Raw genomic sequence first — 23,045 nt, forward strand, 5'->3', positions numbered from 1 at the left:
GCTGTCACTCTTTTCCTGGTGAAGATCCTTCCGCAATCCGAATGAGGTCGCCGACGCGCCGCAGCGACGCCCGTATCGGCGAGCCTTTTTTCTCCAGTCCCAGCAGGAACAGGCTTTCGCCGCCGATGAAACTGCAGGCGGCGATCGCGCCGACTTCTTCGGCCGAGAACGGGCCGAGCGGCCCGATCATCCGTTCGGTCCTCCGTGCCACGCCTACGATCAGGTCGATCCAGCCCATGAGGCCGGCTCGGATCACCTTTGCTACTTCCGCGTCATGCCAGCTCACCGCGATCAGCTCCTGCAGCACCCGCACGTAGCCCGAAGCGATATCCTCATCGAGGTAGTCACAGGCGCGGGACCACTGCTCGGACAGTTTTAGCGATGGATCTTCGAACAGCCTGTTCTGCCGGTCGAGCAGTTGAGCATTGAGATACTCGAACAGCTCCAGAACCATGTTCTGCTTGGAGCCAAAATGGTAATGGATCTGGCTTAAGGGCACGGCCGCTTCTGCAGCGACTTCGCGGGTGGAAAGTCCGGCATAGCCGGCGCGGCGCAACACCTTCTTGGCAGCTTCGAGCAAGCTCGTGCTGGTTTCGATCTTCTTCACTGCCGCGCGCGCCATGGTGCCTCATGATGTGATGGAAAGCGTCAAAGACGCTACAAGCATTCCGGCTGAGAAGGCCAGCCTTGCCGTTTCAACCCTCTACCGGCCGGAAAAACCGTGCCCGGAGCCATGCCGGGCATCGTGAAACAAATGTCACCCGACCTTCGCCTTGTTTCGCGGCAGCGGGATCAGCATCGAGACCTGCTGCCGGTAGCGGCGGTACTGGTCGCCGAACAGCGCTATCAGGTCGCGCTCCTCGAGCCAGATGCCGATCAGGATGTAGCCGGTGGTGGCGATGGCGAATAGCAGATGACCGAACGTCATTACCGGCGTCGCCCAGAACGCAAGCAGGAAGCCGAGATAGATCGGATGCCGGACCACCTTGTAGAACATCGGCGTTTTGAACTCGGCCGGGGGCAACTCGCGCCCGAGAAGCCGCGCCAGCACTTGGCGCAGGCCGAACAGCTCGAAATGGTTGATCATGAAGGTGCTGGCGAGCACCACCGTCCAGCCGATCCAGGAAATCGTCTGAAGGGCAATTGCCGCAACAGGATCGGTCACCGACCAGATGATGCCTGTCATCGGCCGCCATTGCCAGTAGAGCAGGAGCAATGCGAGGCTGGCCAACAGCACGTAGGTCGTGCGCTCGACCGATTGCGGCACGATTCTTGTCCACCAGCGCTTGAAGGCGGGACGCGCCATCACGCTGTGCTGGATTGCAAACACGCCAAGCAGGACGACGTTGATGAGCAGCGAAGGAACGAGCGGCCCGGCGGTGCCGCTATCGATGGTCTTCGGTACCGGCAAGTTGCCTACAAAGGCAATCGCATAAAGAAATGTGCCGAGAAACAGCAGGTACGTGAGCGTGCCGTACAGCATAGCCGTCAAGCCGCCGGTTATGGTCTTTGCGGGAGGGGAGTGGAGTGCATGGTCTGTCATGATCTTGATCCTCTCTGGGAAGACTGCGGAAGGCCTTGCTTTCAGTGCGGACGGTCGTGATTGCCCGGAACTTCTCCTCGTTTGCGACCCGGTCAGATCCAACGTCAAATATTCAGTCGGTCGAACGACCGAAAAGTTCATTCCCCGCTTTATGTTGGAAATGCGGCATTTTAACCCGGCATTAACCATAAATGTCGCAGGCTGGGTCGGTGAAGCGCCGGATCGGCGGCGATCACGAGCCGCGAGGTTTTCGCGAGGAGCGGGGCACCACAGATATGGCGGTCGACACAACAAGCGCCACGGCTGCGGCAGGTGTCGATCCCGCGCACGCGAGGATCGCGAGCTCGATCAGGCAGGCCGCCTCGACCACCGGCGCCAGCTTCGAATATCTGCTCGCTACCGCGAAGATGGAATCCAATTTCAACCCGAAGGCCGCCGCAACCACCTCGTCGGCGCGCGGGCTGTTTCAATTCATCGACCAGACCTGGCTCGGCACGGTGAAGGAGGCGGGTGCCCATCTCGGCTACGGCAAATATGCCGACGCCATCACCAAAAATCCATCCGGCAGCTATTCGGTCGACGATCCCGCGGCACGCGCCGCGATCATGCGGCTGCGCGACGATCCGGATGCCGCCTCGTCGATGGCGGCGGTGCTGACGCAATCCAACAGTTTCAAGCTGACCGGCAAGATCGGGCGCCGCCCGACCGATGCTGAACTCTACATGGCGCATTTCATGGGCGTCGGCGGCGCCGGCAAGCTGATCCAGAACGCCGAGGACAATCCGAACGCGTCCGCCGTGCAGATGTTTCCGAACGCTGCGGCGGCCAATCAATCGATCTTCTACAGCCGTTCGGGGCAGCCGCGCAGCGTCTCACAGGTCTATTCGGTGCTGAGCACGCACTATGCGGCTGCCGCCAGTTCACCGGTGACGCGCACGGCGATGGCGGCTGCCGGCGGCGATCTGCCCCGGCGCATCACCGTCGCGAGCGCTGCGCCGGCAGCGCTGGCGATCGACAACGCGGCCTATCTCTCGAGCTTTCCGGATCAGCGCGCGGTAACGCCGGTGGCGGCAACGGCGCAGACCGCCTCGGCGTCGCCGGAGCCAATCTTCCGCTCGCTGTTCCAGCCCGGCGAACGCACACAGCCGATTTCGCCGACGGTGCAGGAATTGTGGGGCAGCAATCCGTCGCCAGTTGCGTCCGCGAGCACCGTATTGTCGGGACATAAGCCCGAAGTCCGCGCACCCGGAAGACTCGACCTCTTCAGCGACCGCAACGGCACGTTCAGTAGCTGACCCGGATCCGTGTCCCGGACGTGATGCAGCGCGTAGCGATGCGTCGCAGAACCGGGATCCATCGCGGTGAGCGAGTTCGGATGGGCCCCGCATCATCAGCGCAACACTGCGCGTTGCGCAGCATCCGGGGCACGAGACATCGCAACCGTCGTCGCACCCTTAACAAAACGTCAATAAAACCAGCCGTTTATGGTGAACCCTTTGTTAAGCGTCATGGTTTATTTTTTCTAATAGTGGCACCACGTCACGGTGTCGTTTCAGGTTGCGTAAAGCCAGGACCATGATCGTTCGGCAGTTCATCAGTTGGATTCGCACCGCTCCGGCAGGCGAGCGGGCAGAGGCGACGCGGGCATTGGCGCGGGCCTGGTTGATTTCAGATCTTTCCGAGGACGATCGCATCGCCGCCGAAGGCGCGCTGTTGATGCTGCTCGATGATCCGTCGCCGCTGGTGCGCCAGGCGATGTCGGAAGTCTTCGCGCGCAGCTCGGACGCGCCGGCCGCGATCGTGCAGGCGCTCTCGCTCGACCAGCCTTCGATCGCGCTTCCCGTGCTCGAACATTCGCCGCTTCTGATCGACGCCGACCTGGTCGACATCGTCGCCACCGGCAACAGCGACACGCAATGCGCCATCGCGCGCCGCATCAACCTGCCGCCCTCGGTTTCCGCCGCGATTGCCGAGGTTGGCTCGGCGGCCGCGGCGCTCGAACTGATCGAGAATGCCTACGCGGAATTGGCGCCGTTTTCCTGGGACCGTATCGTCGAACGTCACGGCCATCTCGCCGCGATCAGGGAAGCGATGCTGGTGCTGGAAGGCCTGCCGGCCGCCACCCGCGCGGCGCTGGTCGCGAAACTCTCCGAGACGCTGGCGCAATTCGTCGTCGCGCGGAATTGGCTGAGCGCCGACCGGGCAGGGCGGCTGGCGAGTGAAGCGCGCGAGCGCTCGGCCGTGAACATTGCGGCGCGTTCGCGCGGCGATGACATGCTGGGCCTAGTGCGGCACCTGCGCGCCACCGGGCAACTGACCGCCGGCCTGATCCTGCGCGCGCTATTGTCGGGCAATCTCGAACTGTTCGATGCGGCGCTCGCCGAACTGGCCGACCTGCCACTGGACCGCGTCACCGCGCTGCTGCACGACCGCGGCGGCGCCAGCCTGCAGGCTCTCCTGATCCGCGCGGGCCTTCCCGAATCCACGTTCGGAGCCTTCCGTATCGCGCTTGAGGTCAGCCGTGAGACCGGCTTTGTCGACACGATCGGCGGCGCTGCAAGGCTGCGCCGCCGCATGGTCGAGCGTGTGCTTACCCATTGCGAGACCGACCGCAAGTCCGCCGAGCCGCTCTTGATCCTGCTGCGGCGGTTCGCAACCGAGTCCGCGCGCGAGGAAGCCCGCCTGTTCTGCGAGGAGCTGGTCGCCGACGAAGCGTTCGTGCCAGCCGTACGCGATCTGATCGCGGCGTAGGCGATCCTGCGACACGACCGGTGTCGTCCCTGCGAACGCAGGGACCCATAAACCACAGTCGTTTGTGGTTGGCTGAAGGTCATCGACCAGCGCGCTCTTAATCGATAAGCCGCGGCGTACGGGTCCCTGCGTTCGCACGGACGACGCGTTGAGAGCGCGGCGCTACTCCGCCGGCACGATGCTCGGCGCCAGGATCGCTTCGAGATGCTCGGGGCGGTCGCGGTTGACCTTGAGCAGGAATTCATCCGCGACGCCGCGGAGCTGCTTGCTGAGCGCGCTCGCCATCGTGGCGGTGTCGAGCTTGGTGCGTTCGCGCACGATCGCCTGGATGGCATTGATGTGATGGGTGATCAGCTCGGATGGCACCTGATCGAGGTCGGGGGCATGTTCGATGATGCGGCACAGGCTTTCGGCGGCGGCGCCGGCGGAAGGGAAGCCGAACGTGGCGGCATCGCCTTTGATGTCGTGGGCGGCGCGAAACAGCTCTTCGCGATTGTCGATGGTGAAGCCGTCGCGGAGAATGGCCTCGTGCGCGGCCGAGAGCCGGTCCGCCTCGATCGTCATCCAGTTCTTGAATTCACCGGATAGTCCTGCAAGCGCCTTCTCCGCGCGCCCGACAGGATCATCGAGATCGGATTCGGGAACGCGCAGCAATACTTTGCGCAACGGATTGGGCTGCGTGATCACGTGATGATCGGCAAACGATTTGACCTGTATCGTCCCCGGCTTTTCTTTCGCCATGATGGTCTCTCCAGGCTCGCGCTAAACGTTCGACCGCGCCTTGTCGAGCAACGACGGCTGCTGCATCACTTCCATCTCGCCACCAACCCGCCGCTCGGGGCCGATATAGGCGTTGTTGGTGTTGCGCCGCCGGTCGGGGCCGAAATAGGTCTTGGTCTTGATGAAGGGGCGCGGATTGGCGACGACGTTGAGGATGCGCTGATAGAGTCCCTTGGCCGAGATCGGCTTGGCCAGGAACTCGGTGACGCCGGCGTCGCGCGCGACCGTGACGCGCCGCTTCTCCGAATGTCCGGTCAGCATGATGATCGGCGCGTAAGGGTTACCCTTCGATTCCGGCTGCCGGATCATCTGCGCCAGTTCGAGGCCGTCGAAGATCGGCATCGCCCAGTCGGTGATGACGATGTCGGGTACGTAGTGGCTGTACATTTCGAGCGCGGTGGCGCCGTCCTCGGCTTCATAGGCTTCGCGCGCGCCAAACGAATGCAGGAGCGTCCGCAGGATGCGGCGCATATGCGGATTGTCGTCGCAAATCAGAAATCGCAGCTTGTTGAAGTCAATGCGATACATGGTCCGGCCCGGCCCAGCAAAACGGTATACTGGCGTTAACCATATCGCGGTGCCGGTTAAGGAATCGTTGCAAAACCGGCCCCTGAACTCGTCGTCCCTGCGAAAGCAGGCACCCATACGCCGCGGCTTCTCGGCTTTGGGTGGTGCGAAGCGACACCGCTCGCGACAATCAACGCCCGTGGTTATGGGGGCCCGGCTCAAGGCCGGGACGACAGTGCTAATACCCGAACTGCTCGCGCAGGATGCGTTCCTCGAGACTGTGGCCGGGATCGAACAGCATCCGCATCGAAATCGTCTTGTCGGATAACACCTCGACGCGGCGGACGTCGCGCACGTCGTCATGGTCGGCGGCGGCCGCGACCGGACGCTTCTCACCCTCGAGCACCTCGATCACCACAAAAGCGGAGTTCGGGAGGAGGGCGCCGCGCCAGCGTCGGGGTCGGAACGCGCTGATCGGGGTCAGCGCCAGAAGCGCGGCGTTGATCGGCAAAATCGGTCCCTGCGCCGACAGATTATAGGCGGTGGAGCCGGCCGGCGTCGCCACCAGGATGCCGTCGGCGATCAATTCCGGCATCCGCTCGTGCTCGTCGATCAGGATGCGCAGGTGCGCGGCCTGGTTGGTCTGGCGAAACAGTGCGACTTCGTTGATGGCGTGATGCAGATGCACTACGCCGTGCACGTCGGTTGCGCGCATCAAGAGCGGATTGATCAGTGATTCCCGCGCCGCCGCCAGCCGCGTATGCAGATCATGCGTGGTGAATTCGTTCATCAGGAAGCCGACAGTGCCGCGATGCATGCCGTAGATCGGCTTGCCCGAGCGCATGTGGGCGTGCAGCGTCTGCAGCATCAATCCGTCGCCGCCGAGCGCCACCACGACGTCGGCGTCGTCGGCGTCATGATTGCCGTAGAGCTTGACGAGCTGCGCCAGCGCGGTCTGCGCCTCGGCGCCTGCGCTCGCGACGAAGGCGATCCGGTCGTATCGCTTGGGGGTGGCCATCGGACGACGAACTCATACCTGGCGCCGGATTGCGCCGCGCTCGTCTATACACCTTGGACAGGCTTGTCGAGATGGCCGTCAGGTACTTTCGCGCCGGTAACCCAAACCGGCGGTCATCGGGCCGTCATTTTTCCTGCAATGTCCGGATCGGGTCCCAGTCCTCGCCCGGCGGGTTTTGGGTCAATTCCCGGGCCCGCGCGGCAAACAGCGATGCCGGCCGGTCGATGTCGGCCGAACGGCCGAAACACTCTGCGGCGCGCGCAAACTCGCGGGCCCGCCAGTGCGCCAGCCCGTCGGCGTAGTTGGCGATCACCGTCTGCTGCTGCGGCGCCAGCCCCGCCGACAGCGCCAGCAATTGGTAGATTTTGAGCGCCTGGGTTCGCCCCTTCACCCTGATGGCGTCGAGTTCGCGCCAGGCGAAGGCTTGGCCGGCAAGCGCAACCGTCGTCTCGGAAGCGATCACGGTAGTGCCGTAGAATTTGTTGGCGCCCTCCAGCCGCGAGGCCAGGTTCACCGCGTCGCTCATCACGGAGTAGTTGAAGCGCCGCCGCGATCCGAAATTGCCGACCAGCGCCTCGCCGGAATTGATGCCGATCCGCTGCGCCAGCTTGCAGTCGCGAAATACGGCAGAGGAGGCGTTGAGTTCCGCCAGTTGCGTGCAGCAGTCCAGCGCGGCGCGCGCTGCGTTCGCGGCATGGTCGGGGTCGTCGGCCGGGGCGCCGAATACGGCCACGATGGAGTCGCCGATATATTTGTCGACATATCCGCCATGGCTCTCGATGACGTCGGTCATCGCCGAAAGATATTCGTTCATCAGCTCCATCAGGCCGTCGGGCGACATCTTTTCCGCGATCAGCGAAAATCCTTCGATGTCGGAAAAGAACACCGTGACGTTGCGGGTTTCGCCGCCGAGCTCCGGCAATTTGCTTGACGACAGCATGCGGTTGATGACGTGCGGGGCGAGATAGAGCGCAAAGCTCTTCTGCAGCAGGCGGCGGTCCTTGTCGGCGATGACGAAGCGGTAGCCAATGGTTGCGGCCAGCGCGGTCAGGCTGGCCAGGAACGGCTCGACGATTGGGAGCGCCAGCGCGTAGTTGAAGGCTACCGTCGCGCCGGCCACGCCGAGCACGATCATGCCCGTCCAGGCAGCGAACGCGATGACGGGCCGGAACAGCCAGGCGGCGGCCGCGGCGAGCGCAGCAATCAGTGCCGCGATCAGCAACCGGGGAAGCGGCCCAGGTTCGACAACGGCATTGCGCGCGATCAGGTTATTGACCGCGGTGGCATGGATATAGACGCCGGCAATCGTGCTGGTCCTGGATCTCGCGGTGACCGGCATGCTCTCGGCCGTGCAGCGTGGCGAACGTGCCCCTTCGATGCCGGTCGCAAAGCGCTTGGATGTCATTCGCCGATCTTCGATATCGAGAACGGTACCGAAGATCACGACCTTTCCGTCGAACCAGCGCCGGAAATACTCCTTGTCGTTCTTGACCGCACAGGCACGCAGGTCGGCAAACGAGAACGTGGGGATGTCGTCCGCGCCACCTTCGAAATTCAGCGTCATCGTGTTCGGCACTCGGCCAGGAACCCGGTAGCCGGCGAGCGTCAGCCTGCCGCGCTCGTCGAATTCGGGCGCGGCGCCGAGCGCCCGCGAGGCCAGCTCGACCGCCATGGTAGGCACTTTCGCGCCGCTGATGGTAAAGCTTAGCGGCAGTCGGCGCACAATGTCGTCGCTGTCGGCATGGTCGTTGAGCGGACGGATGTTTTGGCGTACCGCGATGCGCTGTCCTGGCGATGGCAGGATCGGGCGGTCGCCCAGAACTTCGCCCAGCACGACCTTGCCTTTGGCGGCCCCCCCGGCCAGCGCACGCAGGAAGTCGCGGTCGAAACCGCGAACTTTTTCGCCCAGCATGCCATCCCCAAGCGGTATCTCGGACTGTTCGAGCGAGTTCGGGATCACCACGTCGAAGCCGGCGACCTTCGCGCCGCCTTCGAGCGTCGCTGAAAGCACCCGGCCGATCTCGCCGGTCCATGTCAGCATCGGCGCGCCCTTGAACGGGGGGGTGCGCAGGCTCTCCTCGTCCATCGCAACGACGACTGCGGGCGAAGCGGCCGGATCCTGCTTACGGCCGAACACCTCCCAGCGCAGCGCGGTGAGAATATCGAGCGAGAGCCCGCGGATCGGCCGGGCCGCAGGCGAAACCGAGGCGGCCGCGCAAACCAGCGCGATGGCGGCGATCACAAGCCTGTCGCGCGTGCTGCGTCTTATTCTCAAGCTGGATGGTCCGGCACGCCTATTGCAGCCGCAGCAGCCGACCGACGATCGGTGTTGGGCCGGGCTTGGCCTGCTCATCCACCCGGAACACGATCTGCGATGACTTGAACGAAGCGGCGTAGAGGCCGCCGGGAGCCAGCGCGACGTTCTCGCTGGCAAAATCGACGAAGCGTCCCTTGAGCTGGGTGCCGCCGAGGTCGATCTGCTGCCGCTCGCCCGCCGCGTCGAGACGCCGGATGATCAGCTTGCCGCGCCCCTTGGCTTCCACCAGCGGCGAGGCGCCGTAAAGCGTGAGCTGCGGCTGCGGCAGGGAAGCCGCCTTGTTGCTGTCGACGCTGCGCAGCACGGTGGCGGAGACACCGCTGGTTTCGCGCGTGGTCACGTTGGCCTGGTTGGCATCGCAATTCGTTTTCTCGGCTTTGACCTCGGCGAGGTGAACGGCGCTCTCGTCGGTGCCGACGACAATGGTGCCGGTGCCGCTGATCGTCTCGCGCCGGCATGACTTCAGGTAGCTCAGAATGACAGAGCCGCCGTCGCCGATCTTGATGACCGCCTTGGGGGTCACATAGTCCATGAATTCCGCACCGGTGACCTTACCCTGAACGTCTTCGACCACCGCGGCCGGCGAATCTGCGGCCGCCGGAGAAGCCAGCGCCAGCAGGCCGAGACAAACAGCAATCGAACGTTTCATTCTAAGACCCCATAAAAAAGCGCAGGTTCGTTAGTCGCGCCAGCGCCCGAATGGTTTCATGGATAGATCAAAATATCTGGCCGGTAGGCCAGAGGAACCGACCGATATCACCTAACGGCCGCCGAGGACAGTCACCGGACGCAGTGCAGGGCATTCCCACCCTCTCACGCGATGCTGTCGGGATTGTGATTTCCGCGGGGTTCCTGCCCTTGTGTACCAACGGCGCTGTCGCAGTCTCCGGGCAGATTGGCAGGCCCTGATTGATCGCGAGCGCAGGAGTAAACGGCATGACTTTTCCTTTTATGCCAGCGCGTCCCATGCGTCTGATCGCCGCGATTCTGGTCCTGTGTTGCGCGACCGGCGTACGCGCCGAGGAGGCGAGTTCGCCGACTTCGAAGCAACCCGCCGCGGCGACGCCATCGCCGTCTCCGTCGGGCCAGAAGGGCGGAACAGGGCGGGACCCCGCCGCGACTCCATCGCCGGCAGCCGAACAACATCGCCTGCCGCCGGATTCCACCACCCAGCAGACGTTGGCACTCTCCGGTCGTACGCTCAACTTCGCCGCCACCGCAGGCTCGATCCGCGTGTTCGACGACAAGCGCGAGCCGCAGGCCGATATCGCCTACACCTCCTACCAGCTTGACGGCGCCGATCGCGCAAGCCGGCCGGTGACGTTTCTGTTCAACGGCGGCCCCGGCGCGTCCTCGGCCTGGCTGCAATTGGGCGCCGCCGGGCCGTGGCGACTCCAGATCGGCGGCGATGGCGCGGTGTCGTCAGCCACCCCCGATTTGTTGCCCAATGCCGAGACCTGGCTCGACTTCACCGATCTCGTCTTCATCGATCCGGTCGGCACTGGCTACAGCCGCTTCGTCGCGTCCGGCGAGGACGTGCGCAAGCGATTCCTTTCCGTCGATGGCGATGTCAATTCGATTGCGCTCGTGATCCGGCGCTGGCTGGAGAAATACGATCGTCTAGCGTCGCCGAAATTCATCGCCGGCGAGAGCTATGGCGGCATTCGCGGGCCGAAGATCGTCCGCAATCTGCAGACGCAGCAGGGCGTCGGCGTGCGCGGGCTGATTCTGGTTTCACCGTTGCTTGATTTCCGTGATTTTTCCGGCTCCAGCCTGCTGCAATACAGTTACACGCTGCCGACCATGGCGGCCGTGGCGCGTGAGGTGAGGGAAGCCGGCAAGACGCCGCTGACGCGCGCCGATCTCGCCGACGTCGAACGCTACGCGCAGGGCGAGTTTCTCACCGACCTCATCAAGGGGCAGGCGGACACTCAAGCCGCCACGCGGCTCGCCGACAAGGTGGCGGCGCTGACCGGCATCGATCAGGCCGTGAGCCGCAGGCTCGCCGGTCGTTTCGAAGTCGGAGAATTCCGCAGGGAATTTGACCGCCGCAACGGTAGGGTGACTGGGCGCTACGACGCCTCGGTCATGGGCTTCGATCCCTATCCGGATTCGAATTCCGCGCATTTCGGCGATCCATCAGGCGATTCGCTAATGGCGCCGTTGACCAGTGCCGCGGTTGAACTCACCACCCGCAAACTCAATTGGCGGCCGGATGGTTCATACCATCTGCTCAGCGAGAGCGTGAACCGATCGTGGGATTTTGGCCGCGGGCCGGCCGAGTCGATTTCACAACTGCGCCAGATTCTCGCGCTCGACCCGAAGATGAAACTGCTGGTCGGTCACGGGCTGTTCGATCTCGCCACGCCTTATTTCGCGTCCAAGGTCCTTCTCGACCAATTGCCGGCGTATGCCAGCCCGGATCGCGTCAAACTCGTCGTCTATCCCGGCGGCCACATGTTCTATTCGCGCGACGGTGCGCGGAAGGCGTTCCGCGCGGAGGTTGAGGCGGTGATGAAGTGATGGAGTCAAAATTAAACCGGCGCAGTTTTAAGACTGCGCCGGTGATTTCTTCGTCATTGCGAGGAGCGAAGCGACCAAGCAATCCATGCCGCGGCATAACGGATAGTTGGATGCTTCGCTTCGCTCACAATGACGTGGAGAGACTTCCGCCTCAGTAGACCAACCCCGTCCCCGGCGGCTTTTCGAGCGCGGCGGCGAGCGAGCGATATTCCTCGATTGAGGTGCCGGTGAGCTGCGCGATCCGGTTCAGGTGATATTGCGCCTGATCGCGGTTGCCCTGTTCGACCTGCCACAGGCCGTAGTACTGCCAGGTCTTGACGTGATTCGGATCGGCCTTCAGCGCGCGCTCATACCAGATCTGCGAGACCTTGTAGTCGCCGAGCTTGCGATAGGAATAGCCGATCAGATTGGCGACGGCGGCCGAGTCGTCACGGCCGAGCGCCTTCAACTGCTCGATCGCCGACGCATAGTCGTGGCGCTCGTAGATCGCGGCGTAAGCAGCGCGATAGCCGTCGACGAATGCGGTTTGTTCGCTGCCCGGACGAGCTTCGCTGGATTTCTTTTTCTTCGGCGGCGGAGGCGGCTCGTTGTCGGGATTTGCGTAGACGACCGTAACGACAGGGGCTGCCGCAAGCGTGAGCGACAATATTGCGAGAGTCAAAAGCCTGATCGCCAACTTATTCATGCATATCTCCTGATGGCCGGTTCCGCAATCCTACACCGAAGGCCGTTGATGTGAACACCCGGCAGTTGAGAACATTCCCGCCATCCGCCTTCGATTCTTGCGATTTTGGATTCTGCTGATTTGGCGACCGCAGTTCGCGTTCGAAAGATGGCGAACCTGCCATGGAGATGAACGAAGTCCGCACGTTCGATTCAGGACGGGTTCACTGCGCCGTGCCTAGCGTCGCACGCATGATCGGCAAGCCCGGCCATTCGGACTGGAGAGCCCGCAGGTCCCCATGGAAGAGGAGACAGTCATGCTCAAGACCTTTTCTGCAGCGCTCGTTGCCGTGTCCGTTCTCGCCGCGCCCGTGTTTGCCGGCACTGCGGGCAAGACCGCGCAAGCTCCGGTGAACAAGACTACGCAGGCCCCGGTCGCCAAGGCCGAGCAGGGAAAATCGAAGGCGCTGAACGCCAAGCACTATCGACATCATACCCACAAGAAGCAGGTCGGCCTCTCGAAGAAGCGTGCCGCAGTCAAACCCGCCGTGCCTGCCGCCAAGCGCAGTTGAACCAGCGCGATCGAATCTGATCCGCCGGGGCGTTTCGCTTCCCCATTGCCCCCGCATCGGCGGATATCGGACCAGCCCACGTGCCATTTGCTTCCCCGATGGCCGTGGGCTGGCGCTGCTTCGATCTGTTCAGTAACCGAGATGCGAATTCCATTTCGCCGCCGGGCGGTCTAAGAGACGGCCAACAGGGCGGGGGAAGCATTTCGCTTGCGAAGTTCAGTCAAAATTGCGGCGGTGGTATTGTTGCCGCTCGCGCTGTCGGCCTGCGCCGCCAGCGACGAGAGCAAGCCGATCACGTTTACCGACGATCGCGGCGTCTCCAGCCAGCCTTTTCCGAAAAATTACCGCACGGAAGTGCTGGCGTTCCTGAAGACTTATCTCAATGATCCCGTCGGCGTACGCGGCGCCGTGATGGCCGAGCCGATCGAGCGCGTCGTCGGCGGGCGGCTGCGCTATGTCGTCTGTCTCCGGTTCAGCCCGCGCGAATCCGACGGCGGCTACCGCGAGCCGCGCGAACGCGCCATCCTTTTTGTCGACGGCCGGCTTGACCGCATCATCGAAAACGCCGCGGAGCCCTGTGCGGGGTTGGCCTACACGCCATTTGCGGAACTGGAGAAACTGACGCGGTAGATTTGCGCGTGCCGTGAGCTTCACACGAGAGTGTGATGCTTTCGCGCCTATACATACCGCGTCTGGTCATTTATATCGCATGCGACTTAATCGCGTGAGATATATAGCGGAGAAAGACATGTCCCATCCCATCACGCCTGACCGCCGCCGCTTCCTCGGCACCGCGGCAGCTATCCTTGCGGCCGCACCGTTTGCCATGAGCGGGGCACTGTTCGCGCAGTCCGGCGAGGCCGGGGCAGGCGCGGGCAGGCCGGGCGCCCACACATCGTTTGCCACGCTGAAACAGATCCAAGCCGGCGTTCTCAATATCGGTTACGCCGAAGTCGGCCCCGCCAATGGTCCCGTCGCCATCCTTCTGCACGGCTGGCCCTACGACATCTACGCCTTCGTCGACGTGGCACCCGTGCTGGCATCGGCAGGCTTCCGGGTCATCGTGCCGTATCTGCGCGGCTACGGCACGACGCGCTTCCTCTCAGGCGATACGCCGCGAAACGGCCAGCAGGGCGCACTTGCCACTGACGTCATCGCGCTGATGGATGCGCTGAAGATCGAAAAAGCGGTGGTGGCTGGCTTCGACTGGGGCGCCCGAACCGCCGGCATCATCGCCGCGATCTGGCCGGAACGCGTCAAGGCGCTGGTTTCGGTCAGCGGCTACCTGATCGGCAGCCAGGAAGCCAACGCAAAACCGCTGCCGCCATCAGCCGAGCTGCAGTGGTGGTATCAGTATTATTTTGCGACCGACCGCGGCCGGTTGGGCTACGAAAAATACCGGCGCGAGTTTTCCAAGCTGATCTGGCAGCTTGCCTCGCCGAAATGGAATTTCGACGACGCGACCTTCGAACGCAGCGCGGCGTCCTTCGACAACCCAGATCATGTCGCCATCGTGATCCACAATTATCGCTGGCGGCTTGGTCTCGCCCCGGGCGAGACCAAATACGACGCGCTGGAAAAACGGCTGACCGAATTTCCAGTCATTACCGTACCCACCATCACGCTCGAAGGCGACGCCAACGGTGCGCCGCACCCAGACCCGAAGGCGTACGCCAAGAAGTTCTCCGGCAGATACGCCCACCGTCTCATCACCGGCGGGATCGGGCACAATCTGCCGCAGGAGGCGCCGCAAGCCTTTGCCGACGCCGTCGTCGAAGCGGCTCGCACTTGAAGACGGACGGTCTTGCAGCCGGCAGTCGCGACGACTGCCGGCACGGCCGTCATCTGATGTTCCCGGAAGGAACCGTGAACGAAATCGGATCACTTTTCGGCGATGGTTGAACCTTGCCTTAGTCATCCCGGACACCCAGCTAAGCACGGAAATCACCTCTTAACCCGGGAAAAAGCCTGACGTGCGAGGGAACTAAACTGCGTTGTTGCTGTGCCATCACAGTGGCGCGCCATCCGGTCGCGGGCGTTTGCCGCAAAGCAACCTAAATGAAGTCACGTTGTTTGGATTGGTATTCGCGACGTTCGTAACGGGGAAATAAGATGAAGAAGATACTGCTCGGGGCTGCCGCGCTGGCCGTGATGGCGGCTCCAGCCTTTGCGGCCGACATGCCGCCCCGGCCGTACACAAAGGCGCCTGCCTATACGGCGCCTCAAGTCGTCTATAACTGGACCGGATTCTATATCGGCGGCCATGCCGGTGGCGCCTTCGCGGGTGACAACTCCCTGCAGGGTAGCGACGTCCGCTTCCTCGGCGGCGTGCAGGGTGGCTTCGACTACCAGTTCGCGCCGAACTGGGTGCTGGGCGCCGAAGCTCAGTATAGCTGGCTGCCCAGCAACAATAATAACGGCGTGCTGTTTCCGGGCGGGACGCTCGTGACCTCCAACACCGATCAGATCGGCTCGGTGACCGGCCGGCTCGGCTACACCTGGGGTCCGGCGCTGCTCTACGCCAAGGGCGGTTACGCCTGGCGTGACGGCAATAATCTCGGCATATCGGTGGCCGGGGTGCCCACTGGCTTCACCACCAACGGCAACCACCAGGACGGTTACACCGTGGGCGGCGGCCTCGAATACATGTTCGCCCCGAACTGGTCGGCCAAGGCCGAGTACCAGTATTACAATTTCGGCGACACGACCTTCACGTCAGGTCCTGCCGATATCACCGGCCGCACCTTCCGCAACGACGAGCATACGGCCAAGGTGGGCGTGAACTACCGGTTCGGCTGGGGTGGTCCCGCTGCTCCCAAATATTGATACCGACTTTGGTATCGAGGCACGCAAGGGCCGGCTTCACGCCGGCCTTTTTGCTTGGCGGATGTCGAGGCGAGCGCGCGCCGGTAATTTTTTGGCAGGCGCGAAAAAAATTTCGCGCTGCATGCAACTTTTCGTCACGATCCGATATTATGGTTCCGGCCGGCTGGTGGGACGACGAACATGCGTGCTTTTGCGTTAGGGCTGATCTTTTCCGCAGCGGCGTTTCCGTGCCTTGCTCAAACTGTCCTGAAATCCGAACCGCTTATCCTTGCTCCCTATGAAGTCGCTTTCGTGCAGGATCCCTCGTGCGGAGCCGGCAAGGTGCGCAAGGTAACCGGTGCGATCAGGGGACTGCAGCGGCGCAAGGCCTGTGTCACCCTTGTTTCGGAACAGGCATCGCTGGTCTCGGCGACGCCGTAGGATTCGACTTTCCGTCTTGGATATCGTCCCGGCGAATGAGACCCATTCGCCGAGACCTGTCGTGTGTCGGCCGCTAGCGGCCGACCTTACGACGCTAGCTGCAATTCCGTCTGCGCGTCGCGCTCGGCGTCGGCCTTGTTGCGGGCGGGGTCTTCGTGCGGCTCAAGCTGGCAGGGCTTGATCTCGTAGTCATGGTCCAGCACCGGACGGGGACCCTTGTTGTCTCGCCCGGAGATGACGTCGACGACCAGACCGCTCTTCTGGGCGATCTTCCAGACGTCGGCTGCGGTTGGATAGGCCTTGCTCAGCTTGGCATCCTTTGAGAACAGCGCGTAGGGCATTGTTAGCTCCGGTAAAACGGTCAACGCGGAAGCGGGGGCCGGGTTTCCGGCTTGGCTGCCATGCGGCCATTCCACAGGCTGTTTCGGGAGCAAATTGGCTCGTTTCGGCCCATTTTCGTGGAGTCTCTGAGTCTTTAACGAGCCGTAAATTCCCGAAAAAAGAATCCCCGAGACTCAATCGCCAGAATCGCCGGATGTTTTCGGCCATGAGAACGAGCCTCCAGACCTCCTGCGAGCGTGTCCAACTCACGCTGACCGTGTGCCTGCTGGCTGCCTGCGCCGCCAACATGGCGCTGGTCTATGCCTGGCTCTGAGATCGAGACGATCGACCGATTCCCACACAGGATGACAACATGGAGGTTCGTGTCCCGGACGCGATGCGTCACGAAGTGACGCTTCGCGGGACCCATCGCAGACTGGATCCGGATCAGCAGCGCACCACAGAGCCTGTGCTCGGGCCGCGCGGAGCGCGGACCCGAGTGCAAGTGCGGCGCGCTGCGCAGTATCCGGGGACCGGGTCAGGCGCGGGCTACTTCGCCGGCGGCTCGCCTTCGCGGAGCGCAGCGTGCACCTTTGCCATGGTCGCGGTGCAATAGGCCTCGCGCTCGCGGTTGAACCGCTCCTGATGGGCACGGAAATTCGCGACCCGCGCCTTGATCTCGGACTGGATCTCGTCCCGCAGATCAGGACGCGCGAGAGGGGCCAGCCTCGCTATTTCCCTCGACGCTTCCTTTGGCGCCTGGGCAATAGGCATCTTCTCCGCCAGCAGGGCTTGGATGTCAGAAGCCTGGATGTCAGAAAGCGGCGCTGCCGCACGGATGGGCTCGGATGCCTGGACGGAGAGGACGGTGACCGACGTCGTGACCTTCTTCTCGGCCTCCGGCGGCTTGCCGGTCACCGATTGAACAAACGCCATCGTCTGCGCGATCAGGAGATCGCGTTCCCTCATCCATTTCATGAGACACCTCGGGCCAAGTCATTCCACCAAACGGCTTTTGTGGAATCAAGCGGGCGGGGAGCTCGCTGGGGATAACTGCCGCTCTTTTGCGCGCGAGGTGACAAAACGGTGACAGTTCGTGACTGCCAACGCGCACATGGCGCGGGGCGCATCGGGTATGGTATTCGCAACCGTGGTCGCGCGAAGCGGAGCGCCTAGCGTTCGCGGGGATTGGTGTTCGGGACAAAGGGCGCGCCGATCATGCGCACCGGCGGCTGGTCGCCGACATGGATGATCCGCTGGTCGGCTGCTGGCGAACGCTCGACGCCAGCGGTTGTCCGGTGCGCGAACCGGACCGGCTTGTCGTCGAACCCAAGCAGCGTAGCGCCACCTGCAATCGCCACGCTGAAACACGCGACGATCGCGAGCAGCACCATGTTGCAGTTTTCTTCGCGAATTCTCATGCCGGGAGAACGCGAGAGGTGGGGGTTGGTTTCCCGATCAGTCTGAGAGTGAGTGTCCGATCCCACAACCGCAGGTAGCGCATCGGCCAGGACGTTGAACTACTATCTCGTCCAGGCCAGAAGCCGCGCTGATAACGGGCCAAGTGGTGCATTCAGCACCGTAGAACTAAGGGAATCGCCTAAAAAAACAGCACGTTGCTCCATAGTGGTCCAACAAGCACTTTCCACTAGTTTCGCCCGGTGCAATACATTTTCCGAGATGCCTCTCAGGCGATGGCCCTACAGCCCGGCTATTGAAGCTGGGAGCCGTTCGGTGGGCTAACCGTATCTGCGGCATGGGACGTTTGGAGGGCTTGCAGGATGTCGACCTCACGATTTAAGTTACGGTCTATAACTAATTTAATCAGTTGAGGTGCACAGGTTTGCTTCCGGCATGAAAATTCATTTTGGTCCGGCGGGTTGGGTTCAATGGCCAGACAGCGAAGAGTTCTCAATCGAGTTCGTGAGGCTGCTCGGCCTGGCTCAGGAGGGGGGCTCGCTGATCTCGGAATGCTTCCTTGTCGCAAGTCGGATTGACCCAAAGGATGGCGGCGATTCCTGGTACCGGGAATGGCTGAGGATGGCTGATATCAGCAACGAACGCGCCAACGCTGCCTTCCAGCGTGGTCACGTGCTGACCGCGCAAAGCAACTGGCTCCGTGCCATCAATTACTATCAGGCATCAGCGTTCGATTTCGACGCTGCCGACAAGAAACAGCAAGGCGTGCTCAGAACCATGCGGGCCTGCGCCCGCCGCTACATTGCGCATCTCACTCCCGCCGGCGAGGTCGTCGAGATTCCCTGGCAGGAAGATTATCCGCTGGAAGGCTACTTTTTACCAGCCCCAGGCGCTTCGCATCGAACGCCTGTCGTGGTGTGCATGGGCGATCCCGGACATCGGAAGGAAGAATATCTCTTCAAGGTGGCGCGCTACGCCCGCGACAGGGGATTGTCGCTGCTGGCCGTGGATCTCCTTGGATCCGGCACCGGCGCCAAATTCGATGAGGTGGTGGGCCGTCCCGATCTCGAAATGTCGGTAAGCCACGTGATGGATTACCTCACGACGAGGGACGACATCGACGAACACAGGGTGGCAGTTCTCGGCGACGGTTCGGGATCGTCCTTTGTGGCGCGCGGCGTCGCTCTCGACAATCGTTTCGCCGCCGCGGTTTGTGACGGCGGAATCTGGGATATGCACGAGCGCGCCTTCTTGATGGACCGCCTCTCGCTGGGTTGCGCATGTAACGGAAGCGAAGGCGGCTGGCCGCAGCGAAAATTTCGCTGCCCGGTCCTGATCACCATGGGTGAGCAGGGCTGGCTCGAAAGTAACCAGGTGACCGGTCTGTTCGAACGACTCAAGACCAGCCAGCCCGACATTTCGCTAAAAATTTTCGACAGCTCCGAAACTGCTGCCGCGCATGGGCATCGCGATAATCCCACGCTCGCCAACGAGTTCATTTTTGATTGGATGGCCGATCGCCTTGAGTCGGTACCGGCCTAGCTCGTTACCGTCGGAGAGGTCAGATACCCATCGCTATCTTCAGGCTCGCCTTCTCAAGACGGCCCTTCAGGGTCGCGAGTTTGCCGGTGAGATCCCTGAGCTCACGGTCGCTGAATTCCGCGAAGACGAAATTGTTGAGCGCCTGCTGCTCAGAGGCCAGGTTTGCAATCTGCTTATAAGTCTTGTCCGTCAAGGACATCTGCACGACTCTTGCATCGTCTGCCGATGTCCTCCGGCGCATGAAACCCTTTTTCTCCAGCATTTTCGACTGAGTCGTGACGAACGACGGGTCCACGTGAAGCATCTTTGAGACGACCTTCACTGGGACGCCCTCACCTTGATCCAGATCGGCCAGAGCCATCAGGATCATCCACTGCGGGCCGCTGATGCCGAGGGCTTTTGCCCAGAAGTAACGGATCTCCTGGAGGTGCACGTTGATGGCGGCGATCTCCCAGGCGAGTTGCCGGGCGATGTCCTGATTCGTGCCGCCGAACTCACTTGATCCACCGCGGCTCGACGAGTCCGATCCCTTGCGGAGTTCCTGCGCCATGGTTTCTCTCGTCTGATGCAGCGTTCACTAACTTAACCGATTTACCTAACAAAATCATCCGAATGGACGCCTTTCTGGCGGTTCCCCGAACACGATTTTGCGAGCACTCGGTGTTGCTACGGCGACACAGTCGAACAGGATAGAGATAGCTGAGTTCATAAACTATTTTGATTACGTAAGTTGCGCATGCATAGTTCTGAAGACGGCCGAGGGGGGTCCTGGGTCGTTCCGTTGCAGGTGGTTCGCTTAAGTCCCTCGCGTTCATGCGGGTGTGTCCGAAGACGCGAAACGACTGAGCGGTTTTTCAAAGGCGAGGGCGGATCTTTCCTGGGGGAACAGCCACAGGTCCGTCCTCGTCCTGGCAGAGCAACTTGGAGGTTTAACATGACTATGATCAAGAGCCTTGTTCTCGGCTCAGCGGCGGGTCTCATCGCCGTTAGCGGAGCACAGGCCGCCGATCTTCCCGTCAAGGCCAAAGCGGTCGAATACGTGAAGATCTGCTCCCTGTACGGCGCTGGCTTCTACTACATCCCCGGCACCGACACCTGCATGAAGATTGGTGGTTATCTGCGCGTTGACACCACGTTCAACGGCGGCATCTACGGCTCGCCGGCATGGAACGGCGATATCGGTCAGGGCAACCGCTACGCCAATTACTTCGCGGCCCGCTCGCGTTTGGCGCTGACGGTTGATACCCGTACCGCCACTGAATATGGCGTTGTCCGCACCTTCGGTCAGGCCAACGTCCAGTTCAGCACGCTCGGCAACACCACCTTCAATCCGAACTCGCTGGCGACTAACCTGGGCAACAACACGAACCTGCTTGACTCCGCGGGCGCCGGCTATGTCGCGGTCGACCAGATCTTCCTGCAGTTCGCGGGCTTCACCTTCGGTAAGTCGGTTTCGGCCTTTGCGTCGCCCTGGAACGGCTATCCGGGCAACAACAACTCGAACCTGATCGGCGGTCCGGACTATGTGACCGGCGTCAACAACATCCAGTACACCGCTCAGTTCGGTAACGGCGTGTCGGGCACCATCGGTCTGGACGAACCGACCGTGTACAGCCGCACGGGCATCGGATATCTTGCAACCTTCCCGGCCGTCGCTGCCACTCCGACGGCACTCGCAGTCAATCCGGCCAGTTCGGTCTCGACGCTCGGCATTGCGCCGAACGCCTATGGCGGCGTGCATGCGCCCGACATTGTCGGCAATATCCGGGTCGACCAGGCTTGGGGTCTGTTCCAGATTGGCGGTTTGGCGCATCTCGTGAACGCTTCGTACAACGTGCTGACATCGGCGGGCTTGCCGACTTCGGCATCTGAACTGAGCGGTCACCCCGAAAGCAAGTGGGGCGGTGCGGTGATGGCTGCGTTGCAGATCAAGAACCTGCCGACCGGCGCTGGCGACGACTTCAAGATCGACGCTACCTACGCTAAGGGCGCCACCAAGTCAGTGATCTCCACGAGTGGCGCTTCGCCGAGCTTTGCGATGTTCGGTGATACCAGCCGTGCGGGAGCCTATCAGAGCTACGGCTTTGGCTACACCAGTGACGGCGTATACGTCCCGGGTGGCGATATCCAGCTTACGGATGCCTGGGGCGTCCGTGGTGCGTTCAACCACAACTGGGATCCATACTGGTCGACCAGCCTCTGGGGTAGCTACGCCCAGGTTCGCTACAATGGTACAGCGACTGCGAATTACTGTGCGGCCTTTGCAGCCCCTGTGACGGGCCGCAGCTTCAGTGGCGACTTCACCTGCAACCCGGACTTCGATGTTGCGATGGTGGGTGCGGTCACCCGCTGGACTCCCGTCAGGAACCTGACGTTCTCGGCTGAAGTCGGTGCGTTCTTCCTCGACCAGAAGATGACGGGTGCGATCACGGCACAAGCTCCGGGCGCGACCAGCCCGAAGCCGAACACGACCTACGAGTTCCGGGACCAGAGCACTGTGTTCCTGAACATTCGCGCTCAGCGCAACTTCTGATCCCGAACTGAACTATCGCAATAACCCCCGGCAGTTTCACTGCCGGGGGGTCTCTTTTTGTAGAGCTCAGCCAGGACGCTGTTCTCAAACTTCAGCCAAATACTCGAAACATTCTTGAGAAGAAACCTGCTGGCGCAGAAGTGGCGCGCAAGCTTACTGAAGCGCTCAAAGACTCGGAAGTGCGTCCCGTCATCAGAATGTTCGCGGGATCTCCGTCGCCGTTTGAACCCTGCATCGAGCGTCGAGCCTTCAGCGAAGACTTGTCGCCCCGCACACCATCGAAGCCTGAGCAAAGCGTCTCCGCCGGAGCGCGCGTCAATGTGTGTAACTAAAATATATGTTGTAATAACCTGAGTAACTCATGTATCATTCTAAGGCGTAGTCGCCAAATAGGTTGGCGGCTCTCATGGAGAAGCGCACCAGCATCTTCAGAAATACCTCCGAAACCTCTGACCATGCCCGGTCAGAGGTTTTTCGGCCTCTAGCAGGCTATTTCTGATTCGCCGGTGAGTGCAGACTCGGATGGCACCCCGATGGCCAAGACGGCGCGTCGCTCTCAATACGCCAGCACGGCTCAGCTTGAAAAATTCTTGAATCAGGCGTTTCAAACCACCGACAGCCGTCAGGTTTGCCTGGCTCTCGGTGAAGCAGTCCGGACCCAAAATGTCACGACAATCGCTATCGAATCAGGAATAGAGCGGGCACACCTCTACGGGGCTTTTGCATCGGAGAGGGGGCCGCGGCTTTCCACAGTGACGAAGGTGATTACGGCACTACGCCTAAGGCTGGTTACAGTGCAACCGTCCGCATCCACGCTCGAAAGATATAGTTCTCAACAGCAAGTGCATGGCCGTTTCCGTTACAGCACTCCGGCGGGAGTTGCCGAGCTCTTGAATCCTGCCCTTGCAACCTCCAATCTTCGTGCCATTTGTTCTACCTTTGGTGACATCATCCGAGCCCAGGAGAACGTTACGGAGTTCGCACGGCGAATACAGATTGGCCGAACACGCCTCTACCGCTCATTCATGGGCGATCGCTCTCCCGAGTTTACGACTGTCCTGACGATTCTCGCGGCGTTCGGATTGCAGTTGCGTGTAGAGCGGGTAAGCAAACGGAAAGCGTCGCTCGATCCTTATTCAACGCGGAGCCTTGGGACATCGGCGGAGCTTGGGACATCGGCCGAGCTTGGGACATCGGCCGAGCTCGGGACATCGGCCGAGCTCGGGAAATCGGCAGAGGTGGTGTTCCCCCAACAACTTCCCGCGGAATTCCCAGCAATGGCGGAGGCCTGAACGGGTCTTGGTGCGGTC

23 protein-coding genes are annotated in these 23,045 nt (G+C 61.9%); 11 read left to right on the forward strand and 12 right to left on the reverse strand.

Annotation, left to right across the window (positions count from 1 at the left end; translation table 11 throughout):
* Window positions 1–4: 4 nt before the first annotated feature.
* On the reverse strand, window positions 5–622 hold the full coding sequence (locus KJQ96_RS27220) for a TetR/AcrR family transcriptional regulator (RefSeq protein ID WP_213289458.1): 618 nt from the start codon (window positions 620–622) through the stop codon (window positions 5–7).
* A 135-nt stretch (window positions 623–757) separates the two neighbouring features.
* Window positions 758–1,543, reverse strand: coding sequence for a methanethiol S-methyltransferase (mddA, locus tag KJQ96_RS27225; RefSeq protein WP_249734578.1), 786 nt, complete (start codon window positions 1,541–1,543; stop codon window positions 758–760).
* Between the two features lie 275 nt (window positions 1,544–1,818).
* Between mddA and KJQ96_RS27230 the strand changes: the two genes are divergently transcribed.
* Both KJQ96_RS27230 and KJQ96_RS27235 read left to right on the forward strand, forming a co-directional pair.
* Entirely contained in the window at window positions 1,819–2,838 is a 1,020-nt protein-coding gene (locus KJQ96_RS27230) for a transglycosylase SLT domain-containing protein (RefSeq protein WP_213289503.1), read from the forward strand.
* A gap of 280 nt (window positions 2,839–3,118) precedes the next feature.
* A complete protein-coding gene (locus tag KJQ96_RS27235; RefSeq protein ID WP_213289459.1) occupies window positions 3,119–4,294 on the forward strand; it encodes a DUF2336 domain-containing protein in 1,176 nt (391 codons plus the stop codon).
* A gap of 162 nt (window positions 4,295–4,456) precedes the next feature.
* On the opposite strand, the gene KJQ96_RS27240 is transcribed toward KJQ96_RS27235, so the two are convergent.
* The 5 genes from KJQ96_RS27240 to KJQ96_RS27260 all read right to left on the reverse strand — a co-directional run bounded on the left by KJQ96_RS27240 (window position 4,457) and on the right by KJQ96_RS27260 (window position 9,565).
* A complete protein-coding gene (locus KJQ96_RS27240; RefSeq protein ID WP_213289460.1) occupies window positions 4,457–5,035 on the reverse strand; it encodes an Hpt domain-containing protein in 579 nt (192 codons plus the stop codon).
* Window positions 5,036–5,056: 21 nt separating this feature from the next.
* Window positions 5,057–5,602 (reverse strand): response regulator, encoded by a 546-nt coding sequence (locus KJQ96_RS27245; RefSeq protein ID WP_028349127.1) that lies wholly within the window; start codon window positions 5,600–5,602, stop codon window positions 5,057–5,059.
* 217 nt (window positions 5,603–5,819) lie between these two features.
* Window positions 5,820–6,599 carry an NAD kinase gene (locus tag KJQ96_RS27250; protein WP_213289461.1) on the reverse strand — a complete coding sequence of 260 codons (780 nt, stop codon included), beginning with the start codon at window positions 6,597–6,599 and terminating at the stop codon, window positions 5,820–5,822.
* Window positions 6,600–6,723: 124 nt separating this feature from the next.
* Window positions 6,724–8,868: an adenylate/guanylate cyclase domain-containing protein gene (locus tag KJQ96_RS27255; protein ID WP_375293208.1), complete on the reverse strand. Its 2,145-nt coding sequence runs from the start codon at window positions 8,866–8,868 to the stop codon at window positions 6,724–6,726.
* 25 nt (window positions 8,869–8,893) lie between these two features.
* Window positions 8,894–9,565, reverse strand: a complete 672-nt coding sequence (locus KJQ96_RS27260; protein ID WP_213289463.1) for a hypothetical protein — start codon at window positions 9,563–9,565, stop codon at window positions 8,894–8,896.
* Between the two features lie 287 nt (window positions 9,566–9,852).
* Between KJQ96_RS27260 and KJQ96_RS27265 the strand changes: the two genes are divergently transcribed.
* A complete protein-coding gene (locus KJQ96_RS27265; RefSeq protein ID WP_249734582.1) occupies window positions 9,853–11,439 on the forward strand; it encodes a S10 family peptidase in 1,587 nt (528 codons plus the stop codon).
* A 151-nt stretch (window positions 11,440–11,590) separates the two neighbouring features.
* Here KJQ96_RS27265 and KJQ96_RS27270 read toward each other — a convergent pair whose 3' ends face one another.
* Complete coding sequence (locus tag KJQ96_RS27270; RefSeq protein ID WP_213289464.1) at window positions 11,591–12,124, reverse strand: lipopolysaccharide assembly protein LapB; 534 nt, start codon at window positions 12,122–12,124, stop codon at window positions 11,591–11,593.
* Window positions 12,125–12,419: 295 nt separating this feature from the next.
* On the opposite strand from KJQ96_RS27270, the gene KJQ96_RS27275 reads away from it, so the two are divergent.
* From KJQ96_RS27275 to KJQ96_RS27295, 5 genes are all read left to right on the forward strand, one after another.
* A complete protein-coding gene (locus KJQ96_RS27275; RefSeq protein WP_213289465.1) occupies window positions 12,420–12,674 on the forward strand; it encodes a His-rich protein BRANT in 255 nt (84 codons plus the stop codon).
* A 207-nt stretch (window positions 12,675–12,881) separates the two neighbouring features.
* Window positions 12,882–13,304 carry a hypothetical protein gene (locus KJQ96_RS27280; RefSeq protein ID WP_213289466.1) on the forward strand — a complete coding sequence of 141 codons (423 nt, stop codon included), beginning with the start codon at window positions 12,882–12,884 and terminating at the stop codon, window positions 13,302–13,304.
* Window positions 13,305–13,422: 118 nt separating this feature from the next.
* The gene (locus KJQ96_RS27285; protein WP_213289467.1) at window positions 13,423–14,466 is read left to right on the forward strand and encodes an alpha/beta fold hydrolase; all 1,044 of its coding nucleotides are present in this window, start codon (window positions 13,423–13,425) and stop codon (window positions 14,464–14,466) included.
* A 320-nt stretch (window positions 14,467–14,786) separates the two neighbouring features.
* A complete protein-coding gene (locus KJQ96_RS27290) occupies window positions 14,787–15,500 on the forward strand; it encodes an outer membrane protein (protein ID WP_213289468.1) in 714 nt (237 codons plus the stop codon).
* Between the two features lie 180 nt (window positions 15,501–15,680).
* Window positions 15,681–15,920, forward strand: coding sequence for a DUF6719 family protein (locus KJQ96_RS27295; RefSeq protein WP_213289469.1), 240 nt, complete (start codon window positions 15,681–15,683; stop codon window positions 15,918–15,920).
* A gap of 86 nt (window positions 15,921–16,006) precedes the next feature.
* On the opposite strand, the gene KJQ96_RS27300 is transcribed toward KJQ96_RS27295, so the two are convergent.
* The 3 genes from KJQ96_RS27300 to KJQ96_RS27315 form a co-directional block, all read right to left on the reverse strand.
* Window positions 16,007–16,261, reverse strand: coding sequence for a hypothetical protein (locus tag KJQ96_RS27300; RefSeq protein ID WP_028349117.1), 255 nt, complete (start codon window positions 16,259–16,261; stop codon window positions 16,007–16,009).
* Between the two features lie 529 nt (window positions 16,262–16,790).
* Window positions 16,791–17,219: a hypothetical protein gene (locus KJQ96_RS27310; protein WP_213289470.1), complete on the reverse strand. Its 429-nt coding sequence runs from the start codon at window positions 17,217–17,219 to the stop codon at window positions 16,791–16,793.
* A gap of 194 nt (window positions 17,220–17,413) precedes the next feature.
* Window positions 17,414–17,635, reverse strand: a complete 222-nt coding sequence (locus KJQ96_RS27315; protein WP_249734583.1) for a hypothetical protein — start codon at window positions 17,633–17,635, stop codon at window positions 17,414–17,416.
* Window positions 17,636–18,095: 460 nt separating this feature from the next.
* Between KJQ96_RS27315 and KJQ96_RS27320 the strand changes: the two genes are divergently transcribed.
* A complete protein-coding gene (locus tag KJQ96_RS27320) occupies window positions 18,096–19,202 on the forward strand; it encodes a S9 family peptidase (RefSeq protein WP_213289472.1) in 1,107 nt (368 codons plus the stop codon).
* A gap of 19 nt (window positions 19,203–19,221) precedes the next feature.
* On the opposite strand, the gene KJQ96_RS27325 is transcribed toward KJQ96_RS27320, so the two are convergent.
* A complete protein-coding gene (locus tag KJQ96_RS27325; RefSeq protein ID WP_213289473.1) occupies window positions 19,222–19,752 on the reverse strand; it encodes a MarR family winged helix-turn-helix transcriptional regulator in 531 nt (176 codons plus the stop codon).
* Between the two features lie 384 nt (window positions 19,753–20,136).
* Here KJQ96_RS27325 and KJQ96_RS27330 point away from each other — a divergent pair, with 384 nt between their 5' ends.
* Together KJQ96_RS27330 and KJQ96_RS27335 are read left to right on the forward strand one after the other, a co-directional pair.
* Window positions 20,137–21,735: a porin gene (locus tag KJQ96_RS27330; protein WP_213289474.1), complete on the forward strand. Its 1,599-nt coding sequence runs from the start codon at window positions 20,137–20,139 to the stop codon at window positions 21,733–21,735.
* A 533-nt stretch (window positions 21,736–22,268) separates the two neighbouring features.
* Window positions 22,269–23,027 (forward strand): addiction module antidote protein, encoded by a 759-nt coding sequence (locus tag KJQ96_RS27335; RefSeq protein ID WP_213289475.1) that lies wholly within the window; start codon window positions 22,269–22,271, stop codon window positions 23,025–23,027.
* The last annotated feature ends 18 nt before the right edge of the window (window positions 23,028–23,045 follow it).

The sequence above is a fragment of the Bradyrhizobium sp. sGM-13 genome, assembly GCF_018398875.1.
GTDB lineage: Bacteria > Pseudomonadota > Alphaproteobacteria > Rhizobiales > Xanthobacteraceae > Bradyrhizobium.